This window comes from Shewanella jiangmenensis (genome assembly GCF_018596335.1).
GTDB classification, from domain to species: Bacteria; Pseudomonadota; Gammaproteobacteria; order Enterobacterales; family Shewanellaceae; genus Shewanella; species Shewanella jiangmenensis.
Genome location: NZ_JAHEPS010000004.1, coordinates 36,849 through 62,095 on the forward strand (window position 1 = coordinate 36,849; position 25,247 = coordinate 62,095).

The window sequence follows — 25,247 nt, forward strand, 5'->3', positions numbered from 1 at the left end:
TGCTTGTGTATGTGATTGCGGCCGAGTCAGCGCTGGCCTGATTGGGATAGAACAGCAGCGCGCTGCCGTCATTGTTTCCTCTTAAGGCTGTTGGTTACTCAAATATTGGCAGTCCGCCCAGGCTCATCGGATTAACGCCATAAACAGCAGCTCATCATTCGACAGCTGATCCAGTGCCACGAAGCCAAGCTGACTGTAAAGCGTGGCGGCGACGAGGTTACTGCGATACACCCTCAAGGTAAGGGCGCTGGCGGCTGTCACTTCAATGGCTTTGGCAATCAGCAGCTCCATTAAAAGCCTGCCATAACCACGCCCGCGCTGCCCGGGCGCTATCACTATCCGGCCCAAATGTACGCTGTTATCGATAACGGCAGGCATACCAGCCGCCGCAAGCGGCCGCCAGAACTGGCCGAAGCCGCAGAGGGTGCCGGTATCATCCACCAGACAAAAGCTTTCAAGCGCTAGCTCAGGCTTTTGCAGCAGTGCTTCAAGCTCGCTGGCCGCAAAGGGATAGGGCATGGTCGGCCCCGCCCAGCGGCGCACATCTGTGGTATTGTCAAACCAGCTGGCAATGGCGAGATAGTCAGTGCTTTGCGGCGTGCGCAGTGTGATGGTCATCGTGTCCCAGTGATTTGAAGTAAAGCGGCAATTTTTGGTGGCTTTAGTAAATGGATAAACCCTTAAGCTTTTTCAGCCTAACGGTTTTAGTGGCGGTTTCCCAGTCAGGTCCATGCTGGAGTGGGTATCGCAAATCCGATGCCTCCAAAAGTTACATTTTTATTTATATTATTAATCAATAGCCTGGGTGTTTTCTTGGCGTGTGACAGCTGTGCTAGAGAACGTTTTTTAACCAATCAGTTCAATTCGCTAAAATACCGCGCATTATTACGTTTATAAAATAATAATTAGACCTTAATATTACTTCATAAACGTAATATTGGAGTAAATTATGACCAGGCTAAGCGCAGTTGCTACCTCTTATTCAGTGTCTTTGTTGAATCGCTCAAAACTAACGCCTGTAACCTCGGCAGAGTTAACAGAGTACTGCTACTACCTTTTACATGTGCTGAATGACCTTGCAAGTCTGGCGACGAAAGGGAAGTATTTCGAAATGTCCAGGGATTGGACGGGAACCGATGAAGAAATCCAGTTTGTGCACAACTCCTATGCATGGGAACTCTTGGTGCGAATTTGGGATTATGCTGAAAATGGTATTTCTGCGCATAACTTTATGCCGGCCGCTATTACGGATGATTTTGAACACTTCTTTAAATTGACCAGCGCTTGTGAGGGTGTATTGTACCATGATGGTTCATTCAGTCATGAATCTACCGAAATTATGATAACACCAATCAAATTGGCCTTAAAATACTTTGCGAGACTTAAATTAGATACCGAGTGGGACTTGGATCATGAAGTCGGTCCGTGTTTGAGTCTCTATCCATCGGTTCATGAAACACATTTGACTAGCGTTGAATACGCTTTGCTGGCAGGGCTAAGTCATATTGGTGCGGTGCGAAATGAAACTTGTAAAAAAGAGAATCCACTGCTAACCGAAAAGAATGGCAATAATATTATCATTACAATTGAAGAATCTAGAAAGAAACTTAAAAATAAGCGGAAATTTGTTCCTACTCCCGGAGTTAATTATGGTTACGCTTAGTAAGCATGCCACCAAGAGGATACAGCAACGTGACATAGAACCCTACATTGTGTCGCTTCTGCTTAACTATGGTCATGAACAATATGCCGGTAAATCAGTTAATAAGTTACAACTTCCGAGAATAGAACGAAAACGTATTATCTGCAGGCTGAAAAAAATGGCGAAGATGTTGGAGAAGGATCCATATATTTTGTTAAGTGATGATGGAATCATAGTTACTGCAGCAAAAAGTTATTTCTAATTAAGGTGAGTTTTAATAATATGTTTAATGTAACACCGGACGTTCTTGATAAAGTCGTTAATTGCACTCCAGAATCCCCTTGGGATAATAGCTTAAAGCTATTTTATGACAAAGACGTGTCAGTTTATTACGCGCCATTTGACCATGTAAACCTGAATGCAAAGGTCGCTATATGTGGTATTACACCGGGTAAGACACAAGCATCAGAATCTTTATCCGTGGCGCAAAAATACATGAATGCAGGAGCATCAATTACCGACGTACTCGAGCAATCCAAGCAAGCGGCGAGCTTTAAGGGATTCCGCAAACCGTTGGCAGCAATGATGGATGCGATAGGGTTGCAGGATAAATTAGCTTTGGGGTCTTGTGATGCCCTATTCGATACAGCCAAGCACATGGTGCACTACACCAGCGCGTTAAGATACCCGGTCGTGACCGCGAAAGGAGAAAACTACAACGGCAATCCCAGGATCACTAAACATCCGCAACTTATTGGTATGGTTGAGGCGTATTTGGCCAAAGAGGTTGAGATGTTAGGGGTAGACTGTTTGTGGATCCCGCTAGGTCAATCTGCAACAGAGGCGCTTGAGCATCTTGTCAAAATTGGCAAATTGAGGAGTGAGCAGTTGTTGTCTGGATTGCCTCATCCAAGCGGTGCTAATGCGGAAAGAGTTGCCTATTTTTTGGGTAATAAGTCCAGAGAAAACTTAAGTATCAAAGTAAATCCAGTCAAACTGGATGAAAACAAATCAAAGCTCATTTCTAAAATAAAGAGCATAAGAACATAGAATTATTAAGTTAAACGTTAAATTGACTGCCGAATATATTTTCGGCAGTAATAAATTCTGGAGTTAGGTTGTATTGCATGGAAAAGCGTATAAATAATGGTGTCAATGAGCATACAATTAAGGTTTTGCTTGGTATTTTGACAACTGAAGTAGGTAAAAGGATATTTTTCGCTATAGCATTTGTTGTGGCAACAACTGTTCTGCTAGCAGATTTATTATCTGTTATTTTTCTTGAGAAGGATGCAAGTCTACGATTAAGTATAGTGTTTTTTGTTTCGCTTGCTCTGTCTCTGGAGGTGACATATTTCTCAATAAAATACATGTTTTATAAGTTTAACTCACTTAAAGTTTTTAACTTTAAATCAGTTGGTGCGGCACACCTATTTCCTTTGGCATGTTTTATGACCATGCATAGTCTACTGCTACTCAATGACACCGGTAGCTATGAACCTATGTCGGTTAAAGCGCTTTTAATCGGATTTTTGACTGTGCTAGGAGTTGAGTTTGTTTTTTTACTCTGTACCGCAAAGAATATGTCAGAGATGTTTAATTTTGACTTTGTTTCAGTATTTAAAAAGCTTGTAAGTCAATCAATAGCAGAGAAATACTGCATGTTAAGAATATTGTTGTTCACCTTGACTATTTGTGCAGTTTCCAGTTTTTCCCTCGGCACATTTATAGTTATGTTTGCTTTCTCTTTATGGCATTGGGGTGTTGCAGCCAATTATGCGCTCAAATTTGCAGCGGAGCGGCGTAGTATTCAGGCATGATTTAAGTTAGTTCCGAATAAATTCTGTGCTGCCCCTGTGTAAGTTGGGCGAGGGCTTGTTTGCACCGGCCTTAAGTTAACTTGGGCAGCATCATCGCAAAGAATAGATTCGCGACCACAGTTAAACCGACTAATTTGTATTGTCGTTGGTCGGTGAGCTGCACACCCGGTTGCGGCCGCTGGATTTGGCGCTGTAAAGCGCCTTGTCGACCCGGTTCAGGGCGCTGCTGACGCTGTCGCTGGGCATGAGTTCGGTGACGCCGGCGCTGACTGTGATCTGCAAACTGTGTTCGCCGCACTGGATTGGCATGGCTTCAAAATCGCAGCGGATCCGCTCGGCGACCACCATGGCTTCGGCCATCTGGGTGCTGGGCAGCAGCAGAATAAATTCTTCGCCGCCGATGCGGGCGGCAATATCTTCGGTGCGCAGTACCAATTTGACCCGGGAGCAGACTTCCTTAAGCACCGCATCGCCAATCAGGTGGCCAAATTGGTCGTTGATGGGTTTGAAGTAATCTATGTCGATAAGGATTATCGACGCGGGTTGTCGGCGGCGGCGCTTGAGGTGCAGTTGCTGTTTGAGGGAGTTGAGTAGGTAGCGGCGGTTGTAAAACCCGGTGAGTACGTCGGTTTGACTTAATGTCAGCAGTTTTTGCTCGAGTTTGTGGCGGCGGGTGATGTTGCGGGTCAGCCACAGCACGGCGCGCTGGCCGTTGAACAGGCTTTGCAGCGGCACTACTTTGCCTTCAAACCTGAGCACGCCTTCGGGCCCGCTTTGGTCATCAACGCCAATGATTTGCCCCACATTCAGGTCGTACTCGACCGTCATCACCTCGCCCTGATTCAGCGCCAGATTGATTTGGTCATTAAACCATTTGGCCTGCTCTTTGGGCATCACCTGATACAGGCTTTGGCCCACCAGAGGCGCAACATCGTGATATGACTTGCTTTCAACCCCGCCCAAATACGCGATATAGCTGCCGTCGCTTCCCAGAATAAACGCCGGGTCGGGCAGCAGAGACACAATTTCACGCAGTTGAGCCAAGCTGAAGTCTTGCATGGTTCAGTAACATCCTTGAGAGAGAACCCCGGCCTTTTACGCCGGTGTTGAGGCTGCGCTGCCAATGCTCACGAGAGTGAGCCGCAAACCCGGTAAACCGGAATTTTGCACCGGCTAGGTTACTGCAGTGGTGGATAGCAGGCAACTTAACCCTTTATGAGTAGCATACTTTTAGCCTTAGGTAGTAGCTTGCCGGGCCTTGTTTTAACAAGCTTTGTTTTAACGAACTTTGTTTTAACACGCTTTGTTTTGACCCTGCGGTGCGTTGCTACAGTGGCGCCGCGCATTCGGCTGCGGCCGTCACCTGAATCGACTTGTTATTATAGTTGGTCAGTTTGAGTGTGAGGCGGTTTTGGGTCACTGCCAGCAGTGTGCCCTCGCGAAATCCTTCGTAGCTGTCGATGGCGCAGTAGCGGTAAAACAGCGGCGTAACTGGTTTCAGTTGCCAAAGATTAAGATAAGTCCTGGTGGTGAAGGCACCGCCATCGATGCGCTCAAACTGAAAGCGTGTGTCCGCTTGTTCAAGATAATCAGCCTGATAACGGCTCAGGCTAAAGTTGGCCGAGAGCAGCATGCTTAAGCCAAACAGCGACAAAGTGAAAAAATACAGCCAGCGGCGCGCGCGGGCAGAACTTACGCAAAGGGAGATGCCGCCGCACAGGGCGCCGAGCATCAACAGGTCTTTAATGGCCTCGGGCAGCGAATAGCCGGATTGCAGCTCAAAGCGGTACAGCAGATTGAAGTGCTGCATCAATAAATTAAGCAGCAGCGGCAGCGATATCAGCAGCAATCCAAGGCTGATGGAAAGTCCTTTTGGCACGGGTTAATCCTTTAAAACAGCAGCAAGCAAAATTCGGTCGCAATTTGAACATGGCAGCCCGGCAGTTGCAACCTCGGTCAGTCGCTGCGCCCGCGCCCTTCAATTATCCAGCTGCACACAACCTCATCACCGCGCACGCCATAGAGGGTGCTGAAGTTGTTAAGTGTGGTGTCGCAGTGGCTTGGGATCATCATCAGTTGCTCGCCAAGCGCCAGCGGTGCGCAGCCATCTGATAACGTCAGAATGCCATGTTCATCGCCGCCGCTGCGGTAACTGAGGTCACTGCGGCCTTCTGGCTGTGCCGGCCCCATGTCGGTGGAAAGGCACTTGCTGCCGGCATCCACCACGGCGCGGTTTGGTGTTGGGGTGCTGATAACTGTGGTCCACACCTTGAGTGCGGTATGAAACGTCTCGAAACTGTCGCCCCGTTCATCGCCAATTTGCCGATAGCTGCTGTCCATAAAAAGATATGAGCCGGCCTGAATTTCGGTAAAACCCAGCCCCTCGCAGGCGGCAAAGGTACCTGTGCCTGCGCCGCTGACGACAGTTGGCGCCAGTCCAAGTGGCTTGAGTTCGCGCTCGATATAGTCAAACAGCGGGGCGACGGCATCGCGGGCGGCGCGCGTTCGCTCGGCAAACCCCTTGATATGCTGCAAATGGCCGCTGTATGCCTGAATGCCGGCAAAGCGCAGCGCTGGTACGGCATTGATTTGAACAATCAGCTCTTTAAGTGCATCGCCCACCGCCACACCGCAGCGTGCCTGGCCGCTTTCGACTTCAATCATCAGCGCCACTTCCACCTTGGCGGCCGTGGCCAGTGTTGCCAGTGGGCTGACCTGGGCCGGGTTATCAATCACCTGAGTAAAGCGGCACTGCGGATAGTCGCGGATAAGCTGGATGAGACGCCGATATTTGATGTCGCCGGCAATGGGGGTGGTGATAAGAATGTCTTCAATGCCGCCCCGCGCCATGACCTCGGCCTCGCCAAGCTTGGCCACACAAATCCCCGCTGCGCCGTGTTCCAGCTGCATCCGCGCCAGCGCCGGTATCTTGTGCGCCTTGGTGTGCGGTCGCAGCCGAAGGCCAAGCGCATCGGCGTGCATCTGCATAGCGGCAAGATTTTGCTCGAGTAAATCCAGGTCGGCAATCAGGGCGGGGGTATCGAGTTCGGAGAGTTTCATGGGGGTGTCTGCAAAGCGAAAAATGCCACTCTAACAAAGGCCGGCGGTGCGAACAAACCCGCCCAAGTCTCTATAAATCGTCACAAGTCTCAACAAGCAGCCATAGTCCGCCATTGTTAAAGCAGTCCGCAACCGTCGTCAGCGATCTGACGGGTGGTTTACCCCATCGCACACAGGCACCTCGCCCAGCAAATAGGGATCGACGCCCTCGAGGCAACCGACGTTGTAGCCAAACTCGGCGGGGTTAGAGCGGCGCTGGTGGTGGGTGTAAATACCGCAGTGGCCGCAGAAATAGTGCCGCGCCGTGTGGGTATTGAATTGGTAAAGGCGCAGCGCATCCTGGCCTTTGAGAATGGTCAGCCCCGAAAGTGGCACGCTGGCGGCGATGGCGCCCCGGCGCCGACACATTGAACAGTTACAGCGGCGCGGCCTGACTATGCCATCGGGCAACGATAGCTCCAGCACTACGGCGCCGCAGTGGCAGCTGGCGATATGTTTTGGTTTGATTTGGGTGTCACCCACTTGCTTTATCATGCAGTCCCCCGGTTTTGATCCCCTGTTAAGTTACGGTGACAAAATTTATTCGGCAAGTGCGAGTGTGGTTTCCGTATAAGAGACTGTTTATGTTGATCTTGTTCGAAATCGCTTGTTAATAGCCTGTTATGCACTGTTGTAATGATAGCGACCTTTGGGTAATGATTGAGCGCTTGCAGTAGGTCCGGTGTGTGAAAGAGTGCCCTAAACCAACCAGAAAAGGGTGCGCTTTGTTGTCGTCCTCCGGCGAGGTCTGCTGCGTAAAACAATCAAAACTAAGGGACGCAACATGAAAAAAACACTGCTTGCCATGGCCGTGCTCTGCGCCGGTCAGGCTTATGGAATGGATTTCATCCTCGATGTAAACGGCAAATTTGATCAGGCAAAAGTGGCTGCCGATGTGGCTGCCAAGGGTGGGGTGCTCAAGAGCTGTATTCCACAGATTGGCGTGTGTCAGGTTGCCTTTGGCTCGGTGGATGCCGCAGCCGCTGCGGGCCTGGCGTTGGTGCCCGATGCGACCGCGTTTGTACCAGAGCCCGCCGAAGCGTCGCTCAACACCCAGGAACTGACTGTGTCGATGGAAGCGGCCTACGGCAATCCACCTGCCAGTGGCGATAACGACCGCTTCTTTAATCTGCAGTGGGGCCATGTGGCCGTTGGCGCTGTGGATGCCTGGAACGCCGGATACCGTGGTCAGGGCGCCCGTGTGGCGGTGCTCGACAGCGGCGCCGACGGCGACCATCCGGATTTGGCACCCAACATCAATGCCGCACTGAGCCGCTCTTTTGTGGCCGGTGAAGCCTGGGATTACGCCGGTACCACCACCTCGAACCACGGTTCACACACCGCCGGTACCATCGCTGCTGCCGATAACGGCATTGGCTCTATCGGTGTCGCGCCCGAGGCCGAACTGGTGATCCTCAAGGTGTTGTCGGCCAACACCGGCTCCGGCAGCTCCTACGGCACCATGCAGGCCATGGTATACGCCGCCGATAACGACGTGGACATCATCAACATGAGTCTGGGTCTGGCGGTGCGCCGCAACGGCCTGTTTGATGTGAACGACACCCCGTACGACACCTCAGACGACGTGCGTTTTGATGTGGGCGGCAAAGACGGTATTGCCCAGTTTATCGGTGCCTACTCCAAGGCGGCGACCTATGCCCGTCAGCATGGCGTGACCCTGTTTGCCTCTGCCGGTAACGAAGCAACTGACCTTGACAAGACTGACAGCCTGATGCACCTGCCATCCGGTCTGCCAGCCGTTAACGCGGTATCGGCGCTGGGCCCTCAGCTGTGGGGCGCCAACCCCGGCACCAACCTCGACAATCTGGCTATCTACTCCAACTACGGTCAGTCTGAAATCCACTTCGGCGCTCCGGGCGGTGATTACAGCAGCCTGTATATCCCAGGCGGCACGTCACCCTGCACCGTGGCCGGTCTGACCCGTTCTTGCTACGTGTTTGACTTTGTGTTCTCTACCGGCAACAACGGTTGGTACTGGTCTGTGGGCACCTCGATGGCATCACCCCACGCCGCCGGTGTGGCCGCGCTGATTGTGAGCGCCAACGGTGGCCGTATGGATCCGCCGAAGCTGGAAGCCGAAATGCGCCGTCTGGCGCAGGATCTGGGCAAGCCAGGTCGTGACGATGTATATGGTCACGGCAAGGCCTACGCGCCAGCTAACTGATTGACGCTAAGTCATAGCTCAAATAAAAAACCGGACGCTCTGGCGTCCGGTTTTGTTTTACGGCCGATTTTGTTTACGGCTGATGGAGCAAGGCTTACTGCGCCTTACTCATGTCACCGGCTTTTATCAGGGCAAAGTCTTCCGCCTTGATGTACTTGCGGAAAACCTGGTTCAGGTCATCGGCGGTCAGGGCGGCCAGCTTGTCTTCAAAGGCTTTGTCGAACGCCATGGTGCGTTCAAGCTTTAAGTTTTTCGCCAGCGAGCCAACCAGCTCCTTGTCCTGAGAGCGGCTGACCTTGCGGCCCTGCAGCAGGCCTGACTTGGCCGCTTCCACTTCTTCTGCGGTAAAGCCGTCTTTGAGCAGGCGGACGATTTCCTCTTTAAAGCCCAGCTCGACCTTGTTGAGGTTTTGCGGCGCGCAGATGGCGTAGGCGCCAATCATGCCCCGTTGATCTTCACTGCCCAGTTCCATAAAGGAGCCGGCGCCATAGCTTAAACCGTCCTGCTGACGCAGGCGGGTGGCGAGACGCGAGCTTAAGAAGCCGCCGCCGAGGATATAGTTACCGAGCACCAGCGCCGGAGCATCGGCGTCTGCGTCACCCACAGGCAGCGCCAGGGATGCCACAAAGGTGGCGTTTTCCTTGTCTGGGGTGTTGAAGGTCACAGGGCTTGAATCCAACTTGACGTAAGGGGATTCAATCCGCTGATAGGCCTGCTTGCTCTTCCAGCCATCGGTGAGCTGTTCGAGCGCGGTAACTGTTGCACTGCGGTCGAAATCGCCCACCACCGAAATCTGCATGTTTTTGGCGGTGTAGAAATCGGTGTGATAGCGCTTCACCTGCTTCAGACTCAGCTTGTCGAGTTCGGCCAGCTGCTCTTCAAAGGTGCCGACATAGCGTGGGTCATCCTTGCCATAAGGGCTCTGATGACGGCTCAGGGCATTGAATGCCAGCGCCTGTGGGTCCTGCAGGCTCTGCTCTATGGCGACCTTGGCCTCGGCCTTGTAGAGATCAAACTCTTTTTCGGCGAAGGCTGGGTTACGCAGCACGTCGGTGATGAGGTCGAGCACGGGCTGCAGATTGGCCTTGGTGGTTTCGATGGCGACGGTCATATTGCCGTTGCCGCCACCAACGCGCACGCTTGCCTGCAGCTTGTCGAGCTCTTCTTTGATTTGCTCGCGGCTGTATTTGCCTGAGCCGCGCAGCAGCATCTCGCCAACTGCGTCACCGATGGCGCCCTTGCCGGACAGGCTCTTCAGATCGCCAAACTGACCACTTATGCGCACCACCACGGCTTCGCCGCGGGTCTTTTTGGCCAGCAGCGCCACCTTGGTACCGGTAGGCAGGGTCAGGGTTTCGGTGCGCGCATCGATATTGCTCTGGGATGGGTCGAAGGCTTCGCCCTGTGCCACCTGCTCGCGGCCCTTGTAGTCTTTCACCAGTGCTGAGGCATCGGCAACCAGCGGGATCTCGACCCGCTCAGGCTTATCTGTGGGGATAAAGCGGCCGGCGGTGCGGTTATTTTGGGTGAAGTAGTACTCGGCCACCCGCTGCACGTCGGCGGCGGTGACTTTTTCGAGTCTGTCACGGTTTAAGAACAGCAAACGCCAGTCGCCCATGCCCAGCCACTCAGACAGCTCAAGGGCAATTTTTTCAGACGAGTTGAACGCCAGGGTGAGGTTTTTCAGCAAAGTGCGTTTGGCCGCTTCGACTTCCTTGTCGGTGATGGGCTGGGATTTGATGGATTCCAGCGTCTCCAGCAGCACCTTGCGCGACTTTTCGCTGTCGGTGGATTTATCGAGCTCCGCCAGGAAGATAGCCACGCCCGGGTCCTGCCACTGAAAGTTCATGCCAAATACCGAGGTGGCGAGTTTGTTTTCCACCAGTGCCTTGTGCAGGCGGCCGTTTGGCGTGGCCGAGAGCACTTCGTTCAGCACATCGATGGCGGCAAAGTCCTGGTGGGCGCCGGGCGGCACATGGTACAGGGTGCCGAGCAGCTGCACGTCACCTACGCGGCGCACAGTCACTTCGCGCTCACCGTCCTGTGCCGGTTCAACGGTGTACAGTGGCTCTATGGTGCGGTCGGGCTTTGGAATGGCGCCGAAGGTGTTTTCAATCTTGCCCAGCATAGCGGCCGGGTCAAACTTGCCCGCCACAATCAGGGTGGCGTTATCGGGCTGATAATACTTGCGATAAAACGCCTGCAGCCGCTCGATGGAGACGTTTTCGAGGTCGGAGCGGGCGCCGATGGTGGTTTTACCATAGTTGTGCCATTCAAAGGCCGAGGCCAACATGCGCTGCAGCGTGATACGAAACGGGCTGTTTTCGCCCATTTCAAATTCGTTGCGCACCACGGTCATTTCGCTGTCGAGGTCTTTTTTGGCGATGAAGGAGTTGACCATGCGGTCAGACTCCATCGACAGCGCCCAGTCGATATTTTCTTCGGTGGCGGCAAAGGTTTCAAAGTAGTTGGTGCGGTCGGTCCAGGTGGTGCCGTTGGGGCGGGCGCCGTGGCTGCTGAGTTCTGCCGGAATGTCTTTGTGTTTGGGGCTGCCCTTGAACACCAGATGCTCCAGCAGGTGTGCCATGCCGGTTTCGCCGTAGTTTTCGTGCTTGGAGCCCACATGGTAGGTCACGTTAACGGTAACGGTTTCCTTGGTGGCATCGGGAAACAGCAGCACCTTGAGGCCGTTGTCGAGGCGGTATTCGGTGATGCCTTCGACCTCGGTGACTTTTTTGATTTCGGCAAAGGCCTGCAGCGGGTTGAGGCTGCACAGGGCCAGCAACATGGCCGTTGCCAGGGTCGGCAAGCGGCGCTTGAGGGTAAGTTGCATAACGGACTTCCTTTTCGTTGTTGTGGGTACTTCTTGTTGTTTGCAACTTGCCAACCTAACAACACGGCGCTGATTTTTCCAGCAATTCAGGGCGTTGAACCTGAGTTTATTCAGGTTGGCATACGGCGTACCTGCCTGCTTGTCTCTTTGCCCGCTTGCCTGGCTGCTTCTGTGCACACCGAAGTGGATGCCGCAGAGGATGCACCCGCGGCCCATGTTTTCGCTGCATGGCGCAAAGAGCGCCAAAACCTGTATCAACTCTGATAGTCGCTGTCGCAAAACTGCGACATATGGTGCATCCCCCGAAGCGACTGGGCTGCGCCAGCGCGCGTACAACTTTTGGGTTGCTAAACTGCGCAAAAGAGAGGCGTTGCTGAGTTGGTCGTTTGTTTAAAATCATGACCTTAGCGAATGGCATCGAACTTGCGATAAGGAAGTTACGGGTCAGCAAGGGCTGACCCTCTCCCTAAACGAATAATGCAAACGTTGGAGGTTGTGATGCGAAATTTGATGAAGCCGTTACTGCTGTGCCTGGGTTTACTGCTCGCGCTGCAGGTGCAGGCATCGACCAGAGTCCTGTATGCAGGCAAAAATCAGCCCATTGGCGAGGTGGAAACCTATTTTATGGGCAATGAGTTGGTGGTCACGGCCCAGGTGACGGAAGTGGGTTGGTGTCTCTCTGCCTCACACCTGTACGTGGGTGAGCAGGCGCCCACCACCTCGGCCCCGGGGCAATTTCCGTTTCAGCATGAATTGGGCTGTAGCTTAAGTGATACCTACCGGGTGAATGTTGCCGCCGCCGATCAGTACGTTGCCTACCATGCGGTCAGCAAGCAGTCGGCCCATCCCATTGGCGGCACTGTGTCATATATGGTGCAGTTTCCCGGCGATGACTCGTACCTCAAGGCCTACATTGATGGCATGGGGCCCTATGATGCCTGGTGTATCGACATTGGCCGCAGTATCACCCCCGGCACCACCTACACTAACTGTGAGCTGCGCTCGCTGAACGATCAGGATTTGGGTGTGGTCGACCGTGAAGAAAACCTTGGTTATGCCGGCTGGATCCTCAATCAGGACTGGAGCCTGTACCCCGAGTACAGCTGGAAAGAAATTCAGGCCGCCCTGTGGAAACTGATTGACGACAATCCGCCGCAAAATGCCGCCGGTGGCATCAGCTGGGATGAAGCCAAGGCACTGGAAATCGTCAACATGGCACTGCAAAACGGCGTTGGCTACACAGCAGCCAGCTTCGAAGGCCTGGTGGTGCTGTGTAAAAACACCAATGGCGTGGTGAACCGGCAGATTACCCTGGTTGCCGTGCCTGTGGCTGGCTTCTTTATCGGTGAAGATACCGCCTGGGCTCAGGGTTCAAGCAATTGGTACAACAGCAAGGGCAACATGATTGGCTGGGGAAGTTACTTCCTCGAGCCCTATTCTCAGCCCTGATTAGGCCAGAAGCCTTGGCCGCTGCCTTGGCAGGGGCCGCACGGCTGACTATGTTAGTAGCTAAACAGGGTTGTCAGCTAAGCCGCGTTGTTAGCTAAAAAGCGTTGTTATCAAAACAGGGCGGCGATACGGGTTTGGCTAGGCTCAGGCACTTGGGTTCGGGATGGCGGGATGTCACAACAAAAACAATGTCGGATCTGGTCGCTGAGCGGGCTCAGCGTCGAAGACAGAGTGCTTCTGGATTCGCTCGCTTCTCTGGGGTGGGCGTTTCCTGCCGAGGCCGAGTGCGGCAGCATGGTCGGGCTTGCCTTTGTGCAGCCCAAAGACGAGCTTCGCAAAGTGATGGAGCAGCTTGCCGCCCACAGCCGGATGCTGTGGATCGTGGTGTGCGACAACAATCAGCTCAGCGAGCTCTCCAGGCTGTTTTCACTGGGAATAGTGTTTGATTTTCACCATCGTCCGGTGCAGATAGAACTGCTCAGCGCCACCCTGGGGCACGGGCTTGGCGTGCACAAAGAGCTGCTGCAATTACCTGAGCCTTCAACGTTTTCCCACGATATGACCGGCCTGTATGACAAGGCCCGTCGTATTGCCGGCACGGATATTTCAGTGGTGATCCACGGCCCTTCCGGCAGCGGCAAGGAATATCTCGCCCGCTATATTCATCAGCATTCGGGTCGCTCTGCGGCGCCTTTTGTCAGTCTCAACTGCGCTGGCCTGCCGGCAAATCTTATTCAGGATGAGCTGTTCGGCCACGAAAAGGGCGCCTTTACCGGTGCCAATCAGGCCCATGCCGGCGTGTTTGAACAGGCTAAAGGCGGCACCCTGTTGCTGGATGAAATCGGCGACTTACCGCTGGAACTGCAGGGCAATTTTTTGCAGGTGCTGCAACAAAAATCGGTCAGGCGGCTCGGCAGCGCCCGCTATGTGCCGGTGGATTGCCGTATTATTGCCGCCAGCCATAAAAAGCTGTCGGATCTGGTGAGTCAGGGCGGCTTTCGGGAGGATTTGTTTTACCGCCTTAATGTGATTCACCTTGAAGTACCGGCGCTCGCCCAGCGGCGTGACGAAGTACTGCCCCTTGCGGAATATTTTCTCGAGCAATATGCCGAGCGCTACGGGGTGCGCAAACACCTGTCCACCGAGGCGCGGTTTTTGCTGCAGGAATATCACTGGCCCGGCAATATCCGCCAGCTGCAAAATGTCCTTATCAGCGCCGCCACCCTGTCGGATACGTCCATCATCTCGGGGCAGGAGCTTAATCTTGAGCACCCGCAAACCGAATTAGCGTCCCCGCTTGCCGATCAGGTGAGATTATTTGAGCAGCAAACCATATTGCGCGCCGTGAGGATGAACGGCGGCTGTCGCAACAAAGCGGCACGGCAATTGGGAATTTCCCGCCACACCCTGTATCGCAAAATCCGCCAATCAGATTAATTTTGCTGAAAATCCAGCACCGGCTGTCTGCCTGACTATACTTGTCAAACAGGAATGACGGTGTGTTCTTTATGCAACGAATTCATCAGCTTTGGTTTTGCGAATGCGCGCTTTTGACGGGGATCCATTATGGATGATACCCAGAAATCCACCCCCGGATTGGACTACGCCCAGGCTCTGAATCGCCTTGGGGGCAACACGGTTTTACTGCAGGCGGTGCTGGCAAGTTTTGTCGAAACCTATCAATCGCTGCCGCAGCAATTGCCCCATCTGGCCGCGCAGCAGGATTGGGAGGCGCTCAGGGTGCTGTGCCATACCCTTAAGGGTTCTGCCGCCAATATCAGCGCCACACGCCTAAGCCGCGCCGGCGCTGAGGTGGAAGCCCTTATCAAGCAGGGCCAGGTGCCGGTGCCGGAATTTATGTGGCGTGAATGTCTTGCGGCCTGGAGCGAGCTTGAGCCGAGCCTGAATAAGCTGATGACGGTCGTCGAAACCGATGAGGGCAAAGAGCTGACCGCCACCGAGTTGATGGTGCGGCTGGTGAAGCTGCTGCCCCTGATAGAGACTGACTTGGCCGCCGCTGACAGTGCTTTTATTGAGCTCAGAACCGCCCGGGTACCGGAGCGGTTTCAAGCTAACTTTTCTATGTTTATCAAACAATTCGACGCTTTTGATTTAAAGGGGGCTAAGGTCTCGTTGAATCGGATGCTGGGGAGGGATTCCAATGAGTGACAAGCCCGGGCTGCTGCTGGTGGATGATTCGCCCAACGAAATCCGCATTCTGATGGAAATTCTGAAAGACAGTTATCGACTGACTGTGGCCACCTCGGGCGAGCAGGCGCTTGAAATGCTGGATGCGGCCACGCCGGATTTGGTGCTGCTGGACGTGGTGATGGAGCCGATGGATGGTTACCAGACCTGTTCGCTTTTGAAGCAAAAGCACCCCAATCTGCCGGTGATTTTTGTCTCTGCCAATACCGAAACCGATGAAATATTAAAGGGTTTTTCCGCTGGCGGTCAGGATTACATCACCAAGCCCTTTGACCCGGAAATTCTGCGCTCCAAGGTCAAGCTGACCCTGAGTCAGGTCATGCAGCAGCAAAAGCTTGGTCAGGAAAAACAGCAGGCCACTGCCATGGTGATGGCGGCCATGAGCAGCGCCGCCGACATCAGCGTTATCGTTAATTTTTTGCGGGCCTCGACCAAGCTCAGGGATGCTCAGGCGCTGGTGCAGGGGATTTGCGAGGCCAGCCGTAATTATGGGGTGCAGGTGTGCAGCCGCATTCTCGGCGTCAATGAGGCGCCCTTTTATGCGGCGTCACAGGGGCTGGTGCAGCCGCTGGAGCAGGTGTTGATGGACCGCACCGCCGAACTGGAATGTCGGATTCTGGAAAAAGGTAATCGGCTGATTTTACGTTATGAATCCGTGGTCATGCTGGTAAAGAATTTGCCGGAACGGCCCGAGCGGGTGGGTGAGCTCAGGGATTATCTGCTGATCCTGATGGAGGCAGCCCACGATTTGAATATGCGGGTGAAATCCGACACCAGCATTGCTGAGCAGCGGATGGCGATGATGCTCGAAACCGTGACTGAGTCGCGCACCACGCTGCACGAAATTGAGGCGTTTCAGCGTGGTTACAAGCAAAAAAATATGCAGATCATGAACGACCTGATGATGGACATAGAAACCGGCTTTCTGTCCATGGGCCTGTCGGAAGATCAGGAGCAATGGATCACCCGGGTCATTACCAGCAAGCTCGATGAGAGCGTGGCACACCTTGAGTCCGGCCTGAAGGTCGATGAGAAGCTCAACCGGATCATTGAGCAGCTCGACTACATGGCCAAAACCTTCTGATTTACTGGCAGCCGGTGCCTTTTTGCCAAATCAGCGCAGCGCCAAGTGTGCTCAGTAACATCAGAGTGGGCAGCACCACAAAGTGCACAGTCGGTGACACCGGCAACTGAAAATTAAGCCACAGCAGCAAAAACCAGCTCAGCCCCAGGTAAGCCAGTCCCGGCAGCAGGCGATTGAGCAAGAATCTATTCATGGTGCAGTCCTTTACCAGATCGAAGTCAACACAGTTTAAAAACTGACCAAAGCGGTTTAAAGTGTCGTTAATGACATAATTTGGGTTGAAAGTGACATGTTAAACCGCCTGACTCTGGCCATTCTGGTACCTCAGCAACCTGTGATGAGCAGCGTTGCCGCCTTCGTCGACCTGTTCCGTCACGCCAATACCTACATCAACCAGCTTGGATTAACCGGCCTGCCGCAGTTTGAGGTTGGTCTGTATTCCGCTACAGGTGGCTGGGTTGGTGATGGCGGGCTGGCGGTTAACACTGCTCCTGCATCGTCGCTTGCAGGCCTGCAGCCGGATGCGGTGATTATCAGTGCGCCGCTGATTTTGGATGGCAAGGGGCTGCATCAGGCGCTGGCGGAATTTGCGGTGTTTACGCCCTGGCTGCGTGACGTTGCCGCCACGGGGCGACCACTGGCATCGGCCTGTGCCGGCAGTTTGCTGCTGGCAGGCACAGGGCTGCTGGAGGGGCGTCGGGCAACCACCGCCTGGTGGTTGGCGGCCTTGTTTGATAAGCACTTTCCCGGCGTTGAGTTAACGCTGGACCGCTTGATTGTGGATGACGGCCAGTTTGTTACCGCCGGTGCCTCGACCGCGAGTTACAGCCTGGGGCTGGCGCTGCTCTCGCGCATGGTGGATGTGGGTTTTGCGTCGGCCATGGCCAAGTTGTTTTTGATTGATCCGAATCGCTCATCCCAGCGGGTGTTTATGGAGCAGGCGCCGCAAATTCAATTGCATCCCGACCCTGAGGTCGCCCGCATTCAGGAGTGGATTGGCGCCAATCTGGGGGCGCCCATCGGGCTTGATACCCTTGCTGACCGCTTTGCCATGGGCAAGCGCACCCTTATTCGCCGCTTCAAGGCGGCACTGCACGAAACGCCGCTCAGCTACATTCAAAAACTGCGGATTGATCGTGCCAAGCAGCTGCTCGAAGGCTCGGAATTGGCACTGGAAGAAATAGTGCCCATGCTCGGTTATGAGGACATCAGTTCGTTTCGCAAGTTGTTTGTCCAGCACACCAGTCTTACGCCAAAAGCCTACCGTGAGCGTTTCCGCTCCCAGCATGGCTGCTGCGACGCCAGCCCATAATCTGGGCCACAGACATTTTTTCACTGAAGCGGAACTTTGGTTGGAGTTTTGTTGACTGATTATTAGACCAAGGCATGCCTCAGAGGGGAGACGCTGTGCCCAATCATAGTTTGCGTGTAAAAGCCTGGTGGCTGCGTTTTTTTGCCTTGCCCGTTAGTGCAGGACTCCTGTTATTGGCCGTGCTGGGTTGGCTTGATATCGATTTGCTGTTTTCCGGTTGGCTGTTTCAGCTTGAAGGTGGCAGCCAGAATTGGCCGCTGCGCAATGGCTGGCTCACCGATACCGTGTTACACACAGGCGGGCGCGATCTGGTGGTGTTGATGTCGGTAGCTCTGGTGGGGATGCTATTGGCAAGCCGGTTTTATCCACGTATCCACGCCTACCGTCGTGGTCTGGTTTATCTGCTGTGCTCTGTGACTTTAAGTGTGCTTTTGGTGCGCTTTGGCAAAAGTGCTACCCATGTGTATTGCCCCTGGGATTTGACGCAATTTGGCGGCAACCATCCCTATGTTCCGTTTCCCATGAGCCTATGGCAAGGCGATGCCGCCGGTCAGTGCTTTCCCGGAGGGCATTCGGGCGGCGCCTTTGCCTGGGTAGCCCTGTATTACTTTGCCCGTGAGTATTTCCCACGTTGGCGCCGGGTGTCACTGGCGCTTGTTCTCTTTGTTGGGCTGGTGTTTGGGCTGGATCAGGAGCTTAGGGGAGCCCATTTCCTGAGCCATGATCTGACCAGCCTGCTGCTGTCTTGGCTGGTGGCGACTCTGCTTTACGCCCTTTTCTGGCCGATGCGACGGCGTGATGCTGTGCCTGCAGCGCAGCCGCCGGTCTGATGAGTGTCTATTACGCCGCAAGCCACAGCAGCACCGTCAGCACCATGATTGCAAATGTGAGATAACGCCGCTGCCGATATTGCACAAGCTTGGGGTCATTGCTGTTGGCGAGCTCGCCATCCTTGAGCATGGCGCGGATATAATCGCTGCGAACCGGCGTGCCGGGCTGGCGGTTATAACTGTAGGCCTGATGCCATATATCCGGGTAGCTGCGCTCTATGTGTTTGAGCAGCGAAACCCATGAGAATCGCTCCAGGCCCGCGGCAATAAGCAGCAGATACATTCCATAATCCATAGCGACTCCTGTCCTTTCCTTTTCGCTCTTGTTCTTTTATTGGCCCATGACCTTTGCTGACGGCTGTCGCCTTAGCTTTGCAAAAGCGGTGCGCCAGCGCTGCTGTTTGAGCCGCCGCGCGCAAAATTCCTCAATCTAAGCAGATTTGGAGAATTTTCATACTGCCATTGTTGGGCGCTTTCCCCTAGTATTTTCATCATGTGAGGAATTTTAGGGAACGCCATGGCTGCAACAAGCAAAACCCTGTCCGTTAATCGGGAAGCGAAAGCCGCCGCTAAGGGCCGACCCAGCGGCGACAGCGATGCCCGCATCAGGTTGATTGATGCGGCGCGGGAAGCCTTTATTGCCCTTGGCTATCAGGGGGTGTCGACCCGGGAAATTGCCCGCCGCGCCGGGGTGGATGCAGCCATGATCCGCTACTACTTCGGCGGCAAACCCGGGCTGTTTGAGCACATGGTGCGCGAAACCCTCTCCCCGGTGCTTGAGCGTTTCAAAGCCTTGTCGCAGCAGGGCGCCCCTCAGGGTCTGGCATCCCTGATGCAAACCTATTACAGCGCTATCGGTGCTCACCCAGGCCTGCCAAGGCTGATTTTCAGCACCCTGCATGAGGGGCCGCAAAGTGAGTCATTCCGTTTGCTGATGCTGGTGTTTGGCGACGTACTTAAGTTGTCGCACCGCTGGCTGATGCAATCCCTGGTGGCCACAGGTGCGCTCAGGCCCGATATCGACCCGCAACTGGCGCGCTTAAGCCTGGTCAGCCTGATGGTATTCCCCATGATAGCGCCACCGGCGCTGTTTCAATCACTGGGGTTGGAGCAGTCACCTCAGGGCCTGCAACAGCTGGTTTCCCACCATATCAAGGTGCTCAGCCAAGGCATTCTTAACGCGCCGACCAACACCCAAACCGGAGATGCTCAATGAAATCCCCATTATTTTCTGCACTTGCACTCCTGATGCTGTTTGGTCTTGGCGGCTGCAACGACAGTGCCGAGGTGATTTACGGCACCGTGGAGCGCGACCGCCTCACTCTCACTGCCCCGGCGTCAGAGCTGATAGCCAACATCCATGTGAAAGAAGGGGACGAGGTCAAGGCAGGCACCTTGCTGCTGGAACTCGACAGTCGCGGCGCCGAGGCACAGGTAGCGCTGGCCAAAGCCAATCTTGCCGGTGCCGATGCGCGCCTCAGCGAGCTCACCCGGGGCGCCCGCGATGAAGAGCTGGCTCAGGCCAAAGCCAGTGTCGATGGTGCCAATGCCAGTGTGACCGAGGCCGAGGCCCAGTTTCAGCGCACCCGCAAGCTGGTGCGGGAGAAAGTGTTAACCCAGGCCGATATGGACAAGGCTATTGCCGCACGGGACCGTGCGCTGGCGGAGCAAAAACGCGCCTCGGAAGTCCTGAAAGAGCTGATTGCCGGTACCCGCAGCGAACAGTTGCTGCAGGCCGAGGCCGCGGTGGAAGCCGCCCGGGCACAGCTGGCGCTGGCCGAAAAAGAGCTTAGCGATCTTAAGCTTTATGCTGCCCGCGATGCCGTGGTGGAACTGCTGCCCTGGCGCGAGGGCGACAGGGTGACTCAGGGCAGCCAGCTTGTTGGCCTTCTGGCTCTGGATGCGCCTTACGTGCGAGCCTATCTGCCTGCCCCCGCCCTCAGCGATTTGCTTCCCGGCGCTGAGGTTGGGGTGCGGGTGGATAACCCGGGCGATGCCAATTCGGGGGCGATGATAAAGGCAAAAGTGCGCCGTATTCGCGCCGAACCCGCCTTTACCCCCTTTTACGCCCTCAATGAGCGCGACCGGGCGCGGCTGATGTACCTCACCGATATCGACCTGCCCCAAGGCAGCACCCTGGCCACCGGCCTTGCGGTAGAAGTGGTCATTGGCGGGAGCCGCAATCATGACTGAGTTTGCCATCGAAACCCACGGCATGAGCAAGCGCTTTGGTGAGCTCGCCGCCGTCGACGGGGTGGATTTAGCCATTCCCAAAGGCAGTATTTACGGCTTTCTTGGCCCCAACGGCTGTGGCAAGTCGACCTCAATTCGGATGCTGACCGGCCTTTTGCGGCCAAGTGCGGGCGATATCCGGGTGCTGGGTGAAACCCTGCCCGGCGCCGAGGAGCGGTTGCGCTCGCGCATCGGCTACATGACGCAGAAATTCTCCCTCTACGAGAACCTGACCGTGCTGGAAAACCTGCGCTTTGTGGCGCGTATTTATGGCCTCAGGGGCGCGCGGGCACACACGCGAATTGATGAGCTGCTCAGTCTGTACGCCCTCAGCGGCCGTGAAGGGCAGATGGCGGGCTCCATGAGTGGCGGCCAAAAGCAGCGCCTGGCGCTGGCGGCGGCCACTATTCATCAGCCCGAGCTTTTGTTTCTCGACGAGCCCACCTCGGCGGTGGATCCGGAAAACCGGCGCGAATTCTGGGAGCGGTTGTTTGACCTCTGCGCCCAGGGCTGCACCATTCTGGTGTCGACCCACTACATGGATGAGGCCGAGCGCTGTCATGGTCTGGCGATTCTCGAGCGCGGTATCAAGCGTGCCGATGGTTCGCCCAAGGCACTGATGCAGGCCATGGGCGCCCGGGTGGTGGAAGTGGGCGGCGATGAGCTGCGTGCGCTCAAACAGCAACTCGTGGCCAAACCCGAGGTATTGTCGGCGGCGCAGATTGGCAGTCGGCTGCGGGTGCTGGTCAGTAACAACGTCAGCGATCCTATCGGTTGGCTCGGGGCCGAAACCGGCAACCGCCCCATGGATGAGGTGCGCCCGAGCCTTGAGGATGTGTTTGTTACCTGCACCGGCGAGCGGGCGGGAGGTCAGCATGTGGCTTAGGGTTTTTGCTATTTTAATCAAGGAGCTGCGTCAGCTTTCCCGCGACAGAATGACCTTCGGCATGATAGTGATGATCCCGCTGGTGCAGCTGATGCTGTTTGGCTACGCCATCAACACCGACGCCCGTCATCTGCCCGCCGGGTTGCTGGACTTGAGTGCGACTTCTGAGTCCCGCGCCATGGTGCAGGCGGTGAGTGCGACCCAGGTGGTGGATTTTGTGGCGGTTTATCACTCGGTGCCCGAAGCCGAGGCGGCCATTACCGCCGGCAAGGTGAAGGCGGTGTTGGTGCTGCCCGCCGACTTTGGCGAGCGTCTGGCACGCCATCCCCAGAGCCAGCGCGAGCTTCACGCTAGCGGCAGCTATTTCGCCGCCCCCGTGGGCCAGTGGCTGGTGGATGGCTCGGATACAGTCGTGGCGAGCGCCATACGGTCGCTGCGCTCCATGCCGCTTGCCGAAGTGCTCGGCAGGCCGGTAACCGACTCGGTGCCAAGCCTCGAGGTGGTCAATTACTTCAACCCCGAGCAGCGCACCGTGGTGAACATAGTGCCGGGGCTCCTGGGGGTGATTCTGACCATGACCATGGTGCTTTTTACCTCGGCCGCCATAGTGCGCGAGCGCGAGCAGGGCAATATGGAGTTTTTGATAACCACCCCGGTGCGGCCGCTGGAGCTGATGCTCGGTAAAATTCTGCCCTATGTGCTGGTGGGCTTTATTCAGGTGGGCATTATCCTCGGCGCCGGTCACCTTATCTTTAAGGTGCCGGTGCGCGGCGGGCTCGACTCGTTGGCGCTGGCCGCCATGCTGTTCATTCTGGCCAGTTTGACCCTGGGGCTGGTGATTTCCACCATTGCCCGCACTCAGTTGCAGGCGATGCAGATGACGGTATTTATCCTGCTGCCCTCGATTTTATTGTCGGGTTTTATGTTCCCTTACGAGGCCATGCCAATTCCGGCGCAGTGGATTGCCGAGGCCCTGCCCGCCACCCACTTTATGCGGATGTCGCGGGCGATTATTTTGCGGGACGCCGAGGTGATGCAGCTTGGCTTCGATGCCCTGTGGCTGATTGGGTTTTCGGTGATGGGCATTATTATCGCCACACTGAAATTCAGTAAGCGCTTGGATTGACCTTTGGCCTCAACGGCGACAGACACCAAATTCGCGGGTAAACTGCCTGAGTCTATTGAAAATATTAGGGTAATGGCATGGGCAGATTACTGTGGCTTGGGGTGTTTTTGGCGGTGTTTATCTGGTCGGCGATTGGCCCCTTGGACCGCTTCACCTGGTTTTTGGAAGTGGTGCCGGCGCTGATTGGTTTTGCCGTGCTTGCCGCCACCGAGCGGCGTTTCCCGCTGACGTCGCTGGTGTACGGGCTTATCCTGATTCACTGCGTCATTCTGATGGTGGGCGGCCATTACACCTATGCCGAAGTGCCGCTGTTTGACTGGCTGAAGGAGCCCATGGGTTGGGAGCGCAACAACTACGATAAGCTCGGCCACTTCGCCCAGGGTTTTATTCCAGCCATTATTGCCCGCGAGCTGGTGCTGCGTTTAGGCGTGATGAAAAAGGGCCATTGGTGCAACTTCTTCGTAGTGTGTTTCTGTTTGGCTTTCAGCGCCTTTTACGAGCTGATTGAGTGGTGGGTAGCGATTGCCACCGGCGAGGGCGCCGAGGCGTTTTTGGGCACCCAGGGTTATGTGTGGGACACCCAGTCTGATATGGGCTTTGCCCTGCTGGGCGCAATAGTGGCGCTGCTGAGTTTGAGCCGCTGGCACGATCGCCAACTCGCACAGCTTGCCGCGAGAGGCTAATCCGCAGGCCGAGAAAAAAACTGGTTCAAACAAAAACCGCCATCAGGCGGTTTTTTGGCTGCACTGTTATCACACTAAGACCTTAGTGGCATTACTGTGCAGATCTGACGGCGTTATTGAGGGTTTGCAGGGCGTGCTGCAGCAAGGCTGTCGCCGCCGTTTCGGAGCCCGATTCGACATAGCAGCGCAGCTCCGGTGCATTACCCGAGGGGCGGATATGGATGACATCGCCGCTGTTTAACCCCATCCGCAGGCCGTCGATGCGGCTGGTTTCAATAACCTTTTGTCCCGGGGCAAAACTGCGGCAGAAACTGGCAATATCCTGCTGCCAATGGTCAAGCCAGGGCTTAGCGGTGGCGGCGCAGACGTCCTGCAGCCTATCGCTGGCGGTAAAGCGTCCCGGCAGCGACGCAAGCAGTTGTGACAAGGGGCGATTTTCAGTGCGTGCCCGCACCAGCACTGCAAGCGCGGGTAAAAGCGCATCGCGGGTGGGCAGTTCCTGGGTCATAAAGCCGCCATTGGCCTCAAAGCCTGCGACTTTTTCATGGGCCGAACTCAGTTGCAGCATTGCTTCAATCACGTAGGGTGAGCCAATGCGGGTGCGTTTGATTTGGGTAAAGCGGCCGCTGAGTTCGATAGCGCTGTTACAGCTTACCGGCACCGCCAACGCCTGATAGCCGAGGGTGTCGGCGCACAGCAGCCCGAGAATATCGCCTCTCAGCCACTGGCCGTGCTCGTCCGCAAGCAGGGGGCGATCGCCATCGCCATCGGTGGAAAAGAGGGCATCGAGCTGATGTTGCTCGGCCCATTCCTGTCCGAGCAGCTTGTCGGCATGGCTGACGGCCTCGGTGTCGATGGGCACAAAGGTCTCGGTACGACCAAGGGAGATAACCTCTGCACCAAGTGCGCTCAGAATGGCGGCGCTGATGTCGCGGCCAGCTGCCGAGTGTTCGTATAAGCCGATGCGCATGCCATCGAGGGGGGTGTCCGGAAACATCGCCATATAGCGCTTGCAGTACAGGCGACGCGCATCGTTGCTAGGTTCAGGCCGCTGGGGTTCAAACGCTGGCAATGGGGCTTTGCAGGCAAGGATATCGGCTTCATCCTGCTTGTCGATTTCGCCGTCGGGACGATAAAACTTAAGCCCGTTGCGATCGAACGGAATGTGGCTGCCGGTAACCATGATGGCCGGAATTTTTTTATCCAGAGCGTACAATGCCAGCGCCGGTGTGGGCACTGTGCCCATGTAGTCAACCTCGATACCCAGTGCCCGGGCGGCGCCAATACAGGCGGCTGCCATGTCGGGGCTGCTGGGGCGCCGATCGATGGCAACGGCAAGCCGGGTTACCGGCTGTCTGGTTTGCAGGGTGGTGAGAAAGGCGAGGGTAAATGCGCCACAAACCCGGTCGGTGAATTGGGTAACCAAACCACGGGCGCCACTGGTGCCAAATTTTACGCCGCTGGTTTCGATAATTTCTTTTGAAATTAAATCCTTTGCATTCATTAAAGTATCCTTCCTTTAATTTGCCAATCCTTAATTTTAAACTGGGCAAATGATATGGCTTAATGCTGATTATTTCAAAGGTTGATTGTTTGCCGTTAAATATCTTCTACTTATCCCTGATTATTGTCTGTTTGGACTTGAGTGATGTCGATTTTGTGGGGTAGGTTTGTTTTTTACTTTCAGTTTCCGGTTAACCTTTACCACACGACCGACCTTTTGATAGACATTAATCATTCCTAAGTTGCACGTTTTATCTGATTTTATAGACCTAGGTTTGTCTTGCTTGTTTTCTTTAAATTACTTTTTTGTAACCACGACGTCCTCGCTATCATGTTGTTATCTTTTGGTTTGACT

Annotated in this window: 24 protein-coding genes; 15 read left to right on the plus strand and 9 right to left on the minus strand. The window is 55.0% G+C overall.

From position 1 onward, the window contains the following. Nucleotides 1-123 precede the first annotated feature (123 nt). Entirely contained in the window at nt 124-618 is a 495-nt protein-coding gene (locus tag KJI95_RS11110) for a GNAT family N-acetyltransferase (RefSeq protein WP_214507276.1), read from the minus strand. Nucleotides 619-949: 331 nt separating this feature from the next. Between KJI95_RS11110 and KJI95_RS11115 the strand changes: the two genes are divergently transcribed. The 3 genes from KJI95_RS11115 (at nt 950) to KJI95_RS11125 (ending at nt 3,462) form a co-directional block, all read left to right on the plus strand. Continuing rightward, on the plus strand, nt 950-1,663 hold the full coding sequence (locus tag KJI95_RS11115) for a hypothetical protein (protein WP_214507277.1): 714 nt from the start codon (nt 950-952) through the stop codon (nt 1,661-1,663). A 261-nt stretch (nt 1,664-1,924) separates the two neighbouring features. Next, nucleotides 1,925-2,692 (plus strand): uracil-DNA glycosylase family protein, encoded by a 768-nt coding sequence (locus tag KJI95_RS11120; protein ID WP_214507278.1) that lies wholly within the window; start codon nt 1,925-1,927, stop codon nt 2,690-2,692. 77 nt (nt 2,693-2,769) lie between these two features. Then, a complete protein-coding gene (locus KJI95_RS11125; protein ID WP_214507279.1) occupies nt 2,770-3,462 on the plus strand; it encodes a hypothetical protein in 693 nt (230 codons plus the stop codon). A 129-nt stretch (nt 3,463-3,591) separates the two neighbouring features. Here KJI95_RS11125 and KJI95_RS11130 read toward each other — a convergent pair whose 3' ends face one another. The 4 genes from KJI95_RS11130 to KJI95_RS11145 all read right to left on the minus strand — a co-directional run bounded on the left by KJI95_RS11130 (nt 3,592) and on the right by KJI95_RS11145 (nt 7,056). Further along, nucleotides 3,592-4,521, minus strand: a complete 930-nt coding sequence (locus KJI95_RS11130) for a sensor domain-containing diguanylate cyclase (RefSeq protein ID WP_214507280.1) — start codon at nt 4,519-4,521, stop codon at nt 3,592-3,594. A gap of 268 nt (nt 4,522-4,789) precedes the next feature. Continuing rightward, nucleotides 4,790-5,341, minus strand: coding sequence for a hypothetical protein (locus tag KJI95_RS11135; protein WP_214507281.1), 552 nt, complete (start codon nt 5,339-5,341; stop codon nt 4,790-4,792). 77 nt (nt 5,342-5,418) lie between these two features. Then, nucleotides 5,419-6,522: a DSD1 family PLP-dependent enzyme gene (locus tag KJI95_RS11140; protein WP_214507282.1), complete on the minus strand. Its 1,104-nt coding sequence runs from the start codon at nt 6,520-6,522 to the stop codon at nt 5,419-5,421. Nucleotides 6,523-6,660: 138 nt separating this feature from the next. After that, entirely contained in the window at nt 6,661-7,056 is a 396-nt protein-coding gene (locus KJI95_RS11145) for a GFA family protein (protein ID WP_214507283.1), read from the minus strand. Nucleotides 7,057-7,345: 289 nt separating this feature from the next. On the opposite strand from KJI95_RS11145, the gene KJI95_RS11150 reads away from it, so the two are divergent. Next, nucleotides 7,346-8,746 (plus strand): S8 family peptidase, encoded by a 1,401-nt coding sequence (locus tag KJI95_RS11150; protein ID WP_214507284.1) that lies wholly within the window; start codon nt 7,346-7,348, stop codon nt 8,744-8,746. 94 nt (nt 8,747-8,840) lie between these two features. Here the strand turns inward: KJI95_RS11150 and KJI95_RS11155 are convergent, their stop codons facing one another. After that, nucleotides 8,841-11,579, minus strand: coding sequence for a M16 family metallopeptidase (locus tag KJI95_RS11155; RefSeq protein WP_214507285.1), 2,739 nt, complete (start codon nt 11,577-11,579; stop codon nt 8,841-8,843). Between the two features lie 498 nt (nt 11,580-12,077). Between KJI95_RS11155 and KJI95_RS11160 the strand changes: the two genes are divergently transcribed. The 4 genes from KJI95_RS11160 to KJI95_RS11175 all read left to right on the plus strand — a co-directional run bounded on the left by KJI95_RS11160 (nt 12,078) and on the right by KJI95_RS11175 (nt 16,320). Further along, a complete protein-coding gene (locus KJI95_RS11160) occupies nt 12,078-13,028 on the plus strand; it encodes a hypothetical protein (RefSeq protein WP_214507286.1) in 951 nt (316 codons plus the stop codon). 171 nt (nt 13,029-13,199) lie between these two features. Further along, nucleotides 13,200-14,465, plus strand: coding sequence for a sigma-54 interaction domain-containing protein (locus KJI95_RS11165; RefSeq protein WP_214507287.1), 1,266 nt, complete (start codon nt 13,200-13,202; stop codon nt 14,463-14,465). 129 nt (nt 14,466-14,594) lie between these two features. Next, nucleotides 14,595-15,197, plus strand: coding sequence for an Hpt domain-containing protein (locus KJI95_RS11170; protein ID WP_214507288.1), 603 nt, complete (start codon nt 14,595-14,597; stop codon nt 15,195-15,197). Continuing rightward, on the plus strand, nt 15,190-16,320 hold the full coding sequence (locus KJI95_RS11175) for a response regulator (protein ID WP_214507289.1): 1,131 nt from the start codon (nt 15,190-15,192) through the stop codon (nt 16,318-16,320). Before KJI95_RS11170 ends, KJI95_RS11175 begins: the two co-directional genes overlap by 8 nt. 1 nt (nt 16,321) lies before the next feature. Here the strand turns inward: KJI95_RS11175 and KJI95_RS11180 are convergent, their stop codons facing one another. Further along, nucleotides 16,322-16,513 carry a hypothetical protein gene (locus KJI95_RS11180; protein ID WP_214507290.1) on the minus strand — a complete coding sequence of 64 codons (192 nt, stop codon included), beginning with the start codon at nt 16,511-16,513 and terminating at the stop codon, nt 16,322-16,324. 96 nt (nt 16,514-16,609) lie between these two features. On the opposite strand from KJI95_RS11180, the gene KJI95_RS11185 reads away from it, so the two are divergent. Next, the gene (locus KJI95_RS11185) at nt 16,610-17,632 is read left to right on the plus strand and encodes a GlxA family transcriptional regulator (RefSeq protein ID WP_214507291.1); all 1,023 of its coding nucleotides are present in this window, start codon (nt 16,610-16,612) and stop codon (nt 17,630-17,632) included. Between the two features lie 179 nt (nt 17,633-17,811). Beyond that, on the plus strand, nt 17,812-18,462 hold the full coding sequence (locus KJI95_RS11190; protein ID WP_349356735.1) for a phosphatase PAP2 family protein: 651 nt from the start codon (nt 17,812-17,814) through the stop codon (nt 18,460-18,462). Nucleotides 18,463-18,472: 10 nt separating this feature from the next. Here the strand turns inward: KJI95_RS11190 and KJI95_RS11195 are convergent, their stop codons facing one another. Beyond that, entirely contained in the window at nt 18,473-18,757 is a 285-nt protein-coding gene (locus KJI95_RS11195; RefSeq protein ID WP_214507293.1) for a hypothetical protein, read from the minus strand. Nucleotides 18,758-18,979: 222 nt separating this feature from the next. Here KJI95_RS11195 and KJI95_RS11200 point away from each other — a divergent pair, with 222 nt between their 5' ends. The 5 genes from KJI95_RS11200 to KJI95_RS11220 all read left to right on the plus strand — a co-directional run bounded on the left by KJI95_RS11200 (nt 18,980) and on the right by KJI95_RS11220 (nt 23,389). Continuing rightward, nucleotides 18,980-19,678, plus strand: a complete 699-nt coding sequence (locus KJI95_RS11200) for a TetR/AcrR family transcriptional regulator (protein ID WP_214507294.1) — start codon at nt 18,980-18,982, stop codon at nt 19,676-19,678. Further along, the gene (locus KJI95_RS11205) at nt 19,675-20,655 is read left to right on the plus strand and encodes an HlyD family secretion protein (RefSeq protein ID WP_214507295.1); all 981 of its coding nucleotides are present in this window, start codon (nt 19,675-19,677) and stop codon (nt 20,653-20,655) included. The genes KJI95_RS11200 and KJI95_RS11205 overlap by 4 nt, the downstream gene beginning before the upstream one ends. Beyond that, complete coding sequence (locus tag KJI95_RS11210; protein WP_214507296.1) at nt 20,648-21,580, plus strand: ABC transporter ATP-binding protein; 933 nt, start codon at nt 20,648-20,650, stop codon at nt 21,578-21,580. The genes KJI95_RS11205 and KJI95_RS11210 overlap by 8 nt, the downstream gene beginning before the upstream one ends. Beyond that, a complete protein-coding gene (locus tag KJI95_RS11215) occupies nt 21,570-22,706 on the plus strand; it encodes an ABC transporter permease (RefSeq protein ID WP_214507297.1) in 1,137 nt (378 codons plus the stop codon). Before KJI95_RS11210 ends, KJI95_RS11215 begins: the two co-directional genes overlap by 11 nt. A gap of 77 nt (nt 22,707-22,783) precedes the next feature. Then, nucleotides 22,784-23,389: a DUF2238 domain-containing protein gene (locus KJI95_RS11220; protein WP_214507298.1), complete on the plus strand. Its 606-nt coding sequence runs from the start codon at nt 22,784-22,786 to the stop codon at nt 23,387-23,389. 91 nt (nt 23,390-23,480) lie between these two features. Here KJI95_RS11220 and KJI95_RS11225 read toward each other — a convergent pair whose 3' ends face one another. Next, nucleotides 23,481-24,893, minus strand: a complete 1,413-nt coding sequence (locus KJI95_RS11225; protein WP_214507299.1) for a phosphomannomutase — start codon at nt 24,891-24,893, stop codon at nt 23,481-23,483. Nucleotides 24,894-25,247: the final 354 nt, after the last annotated feature.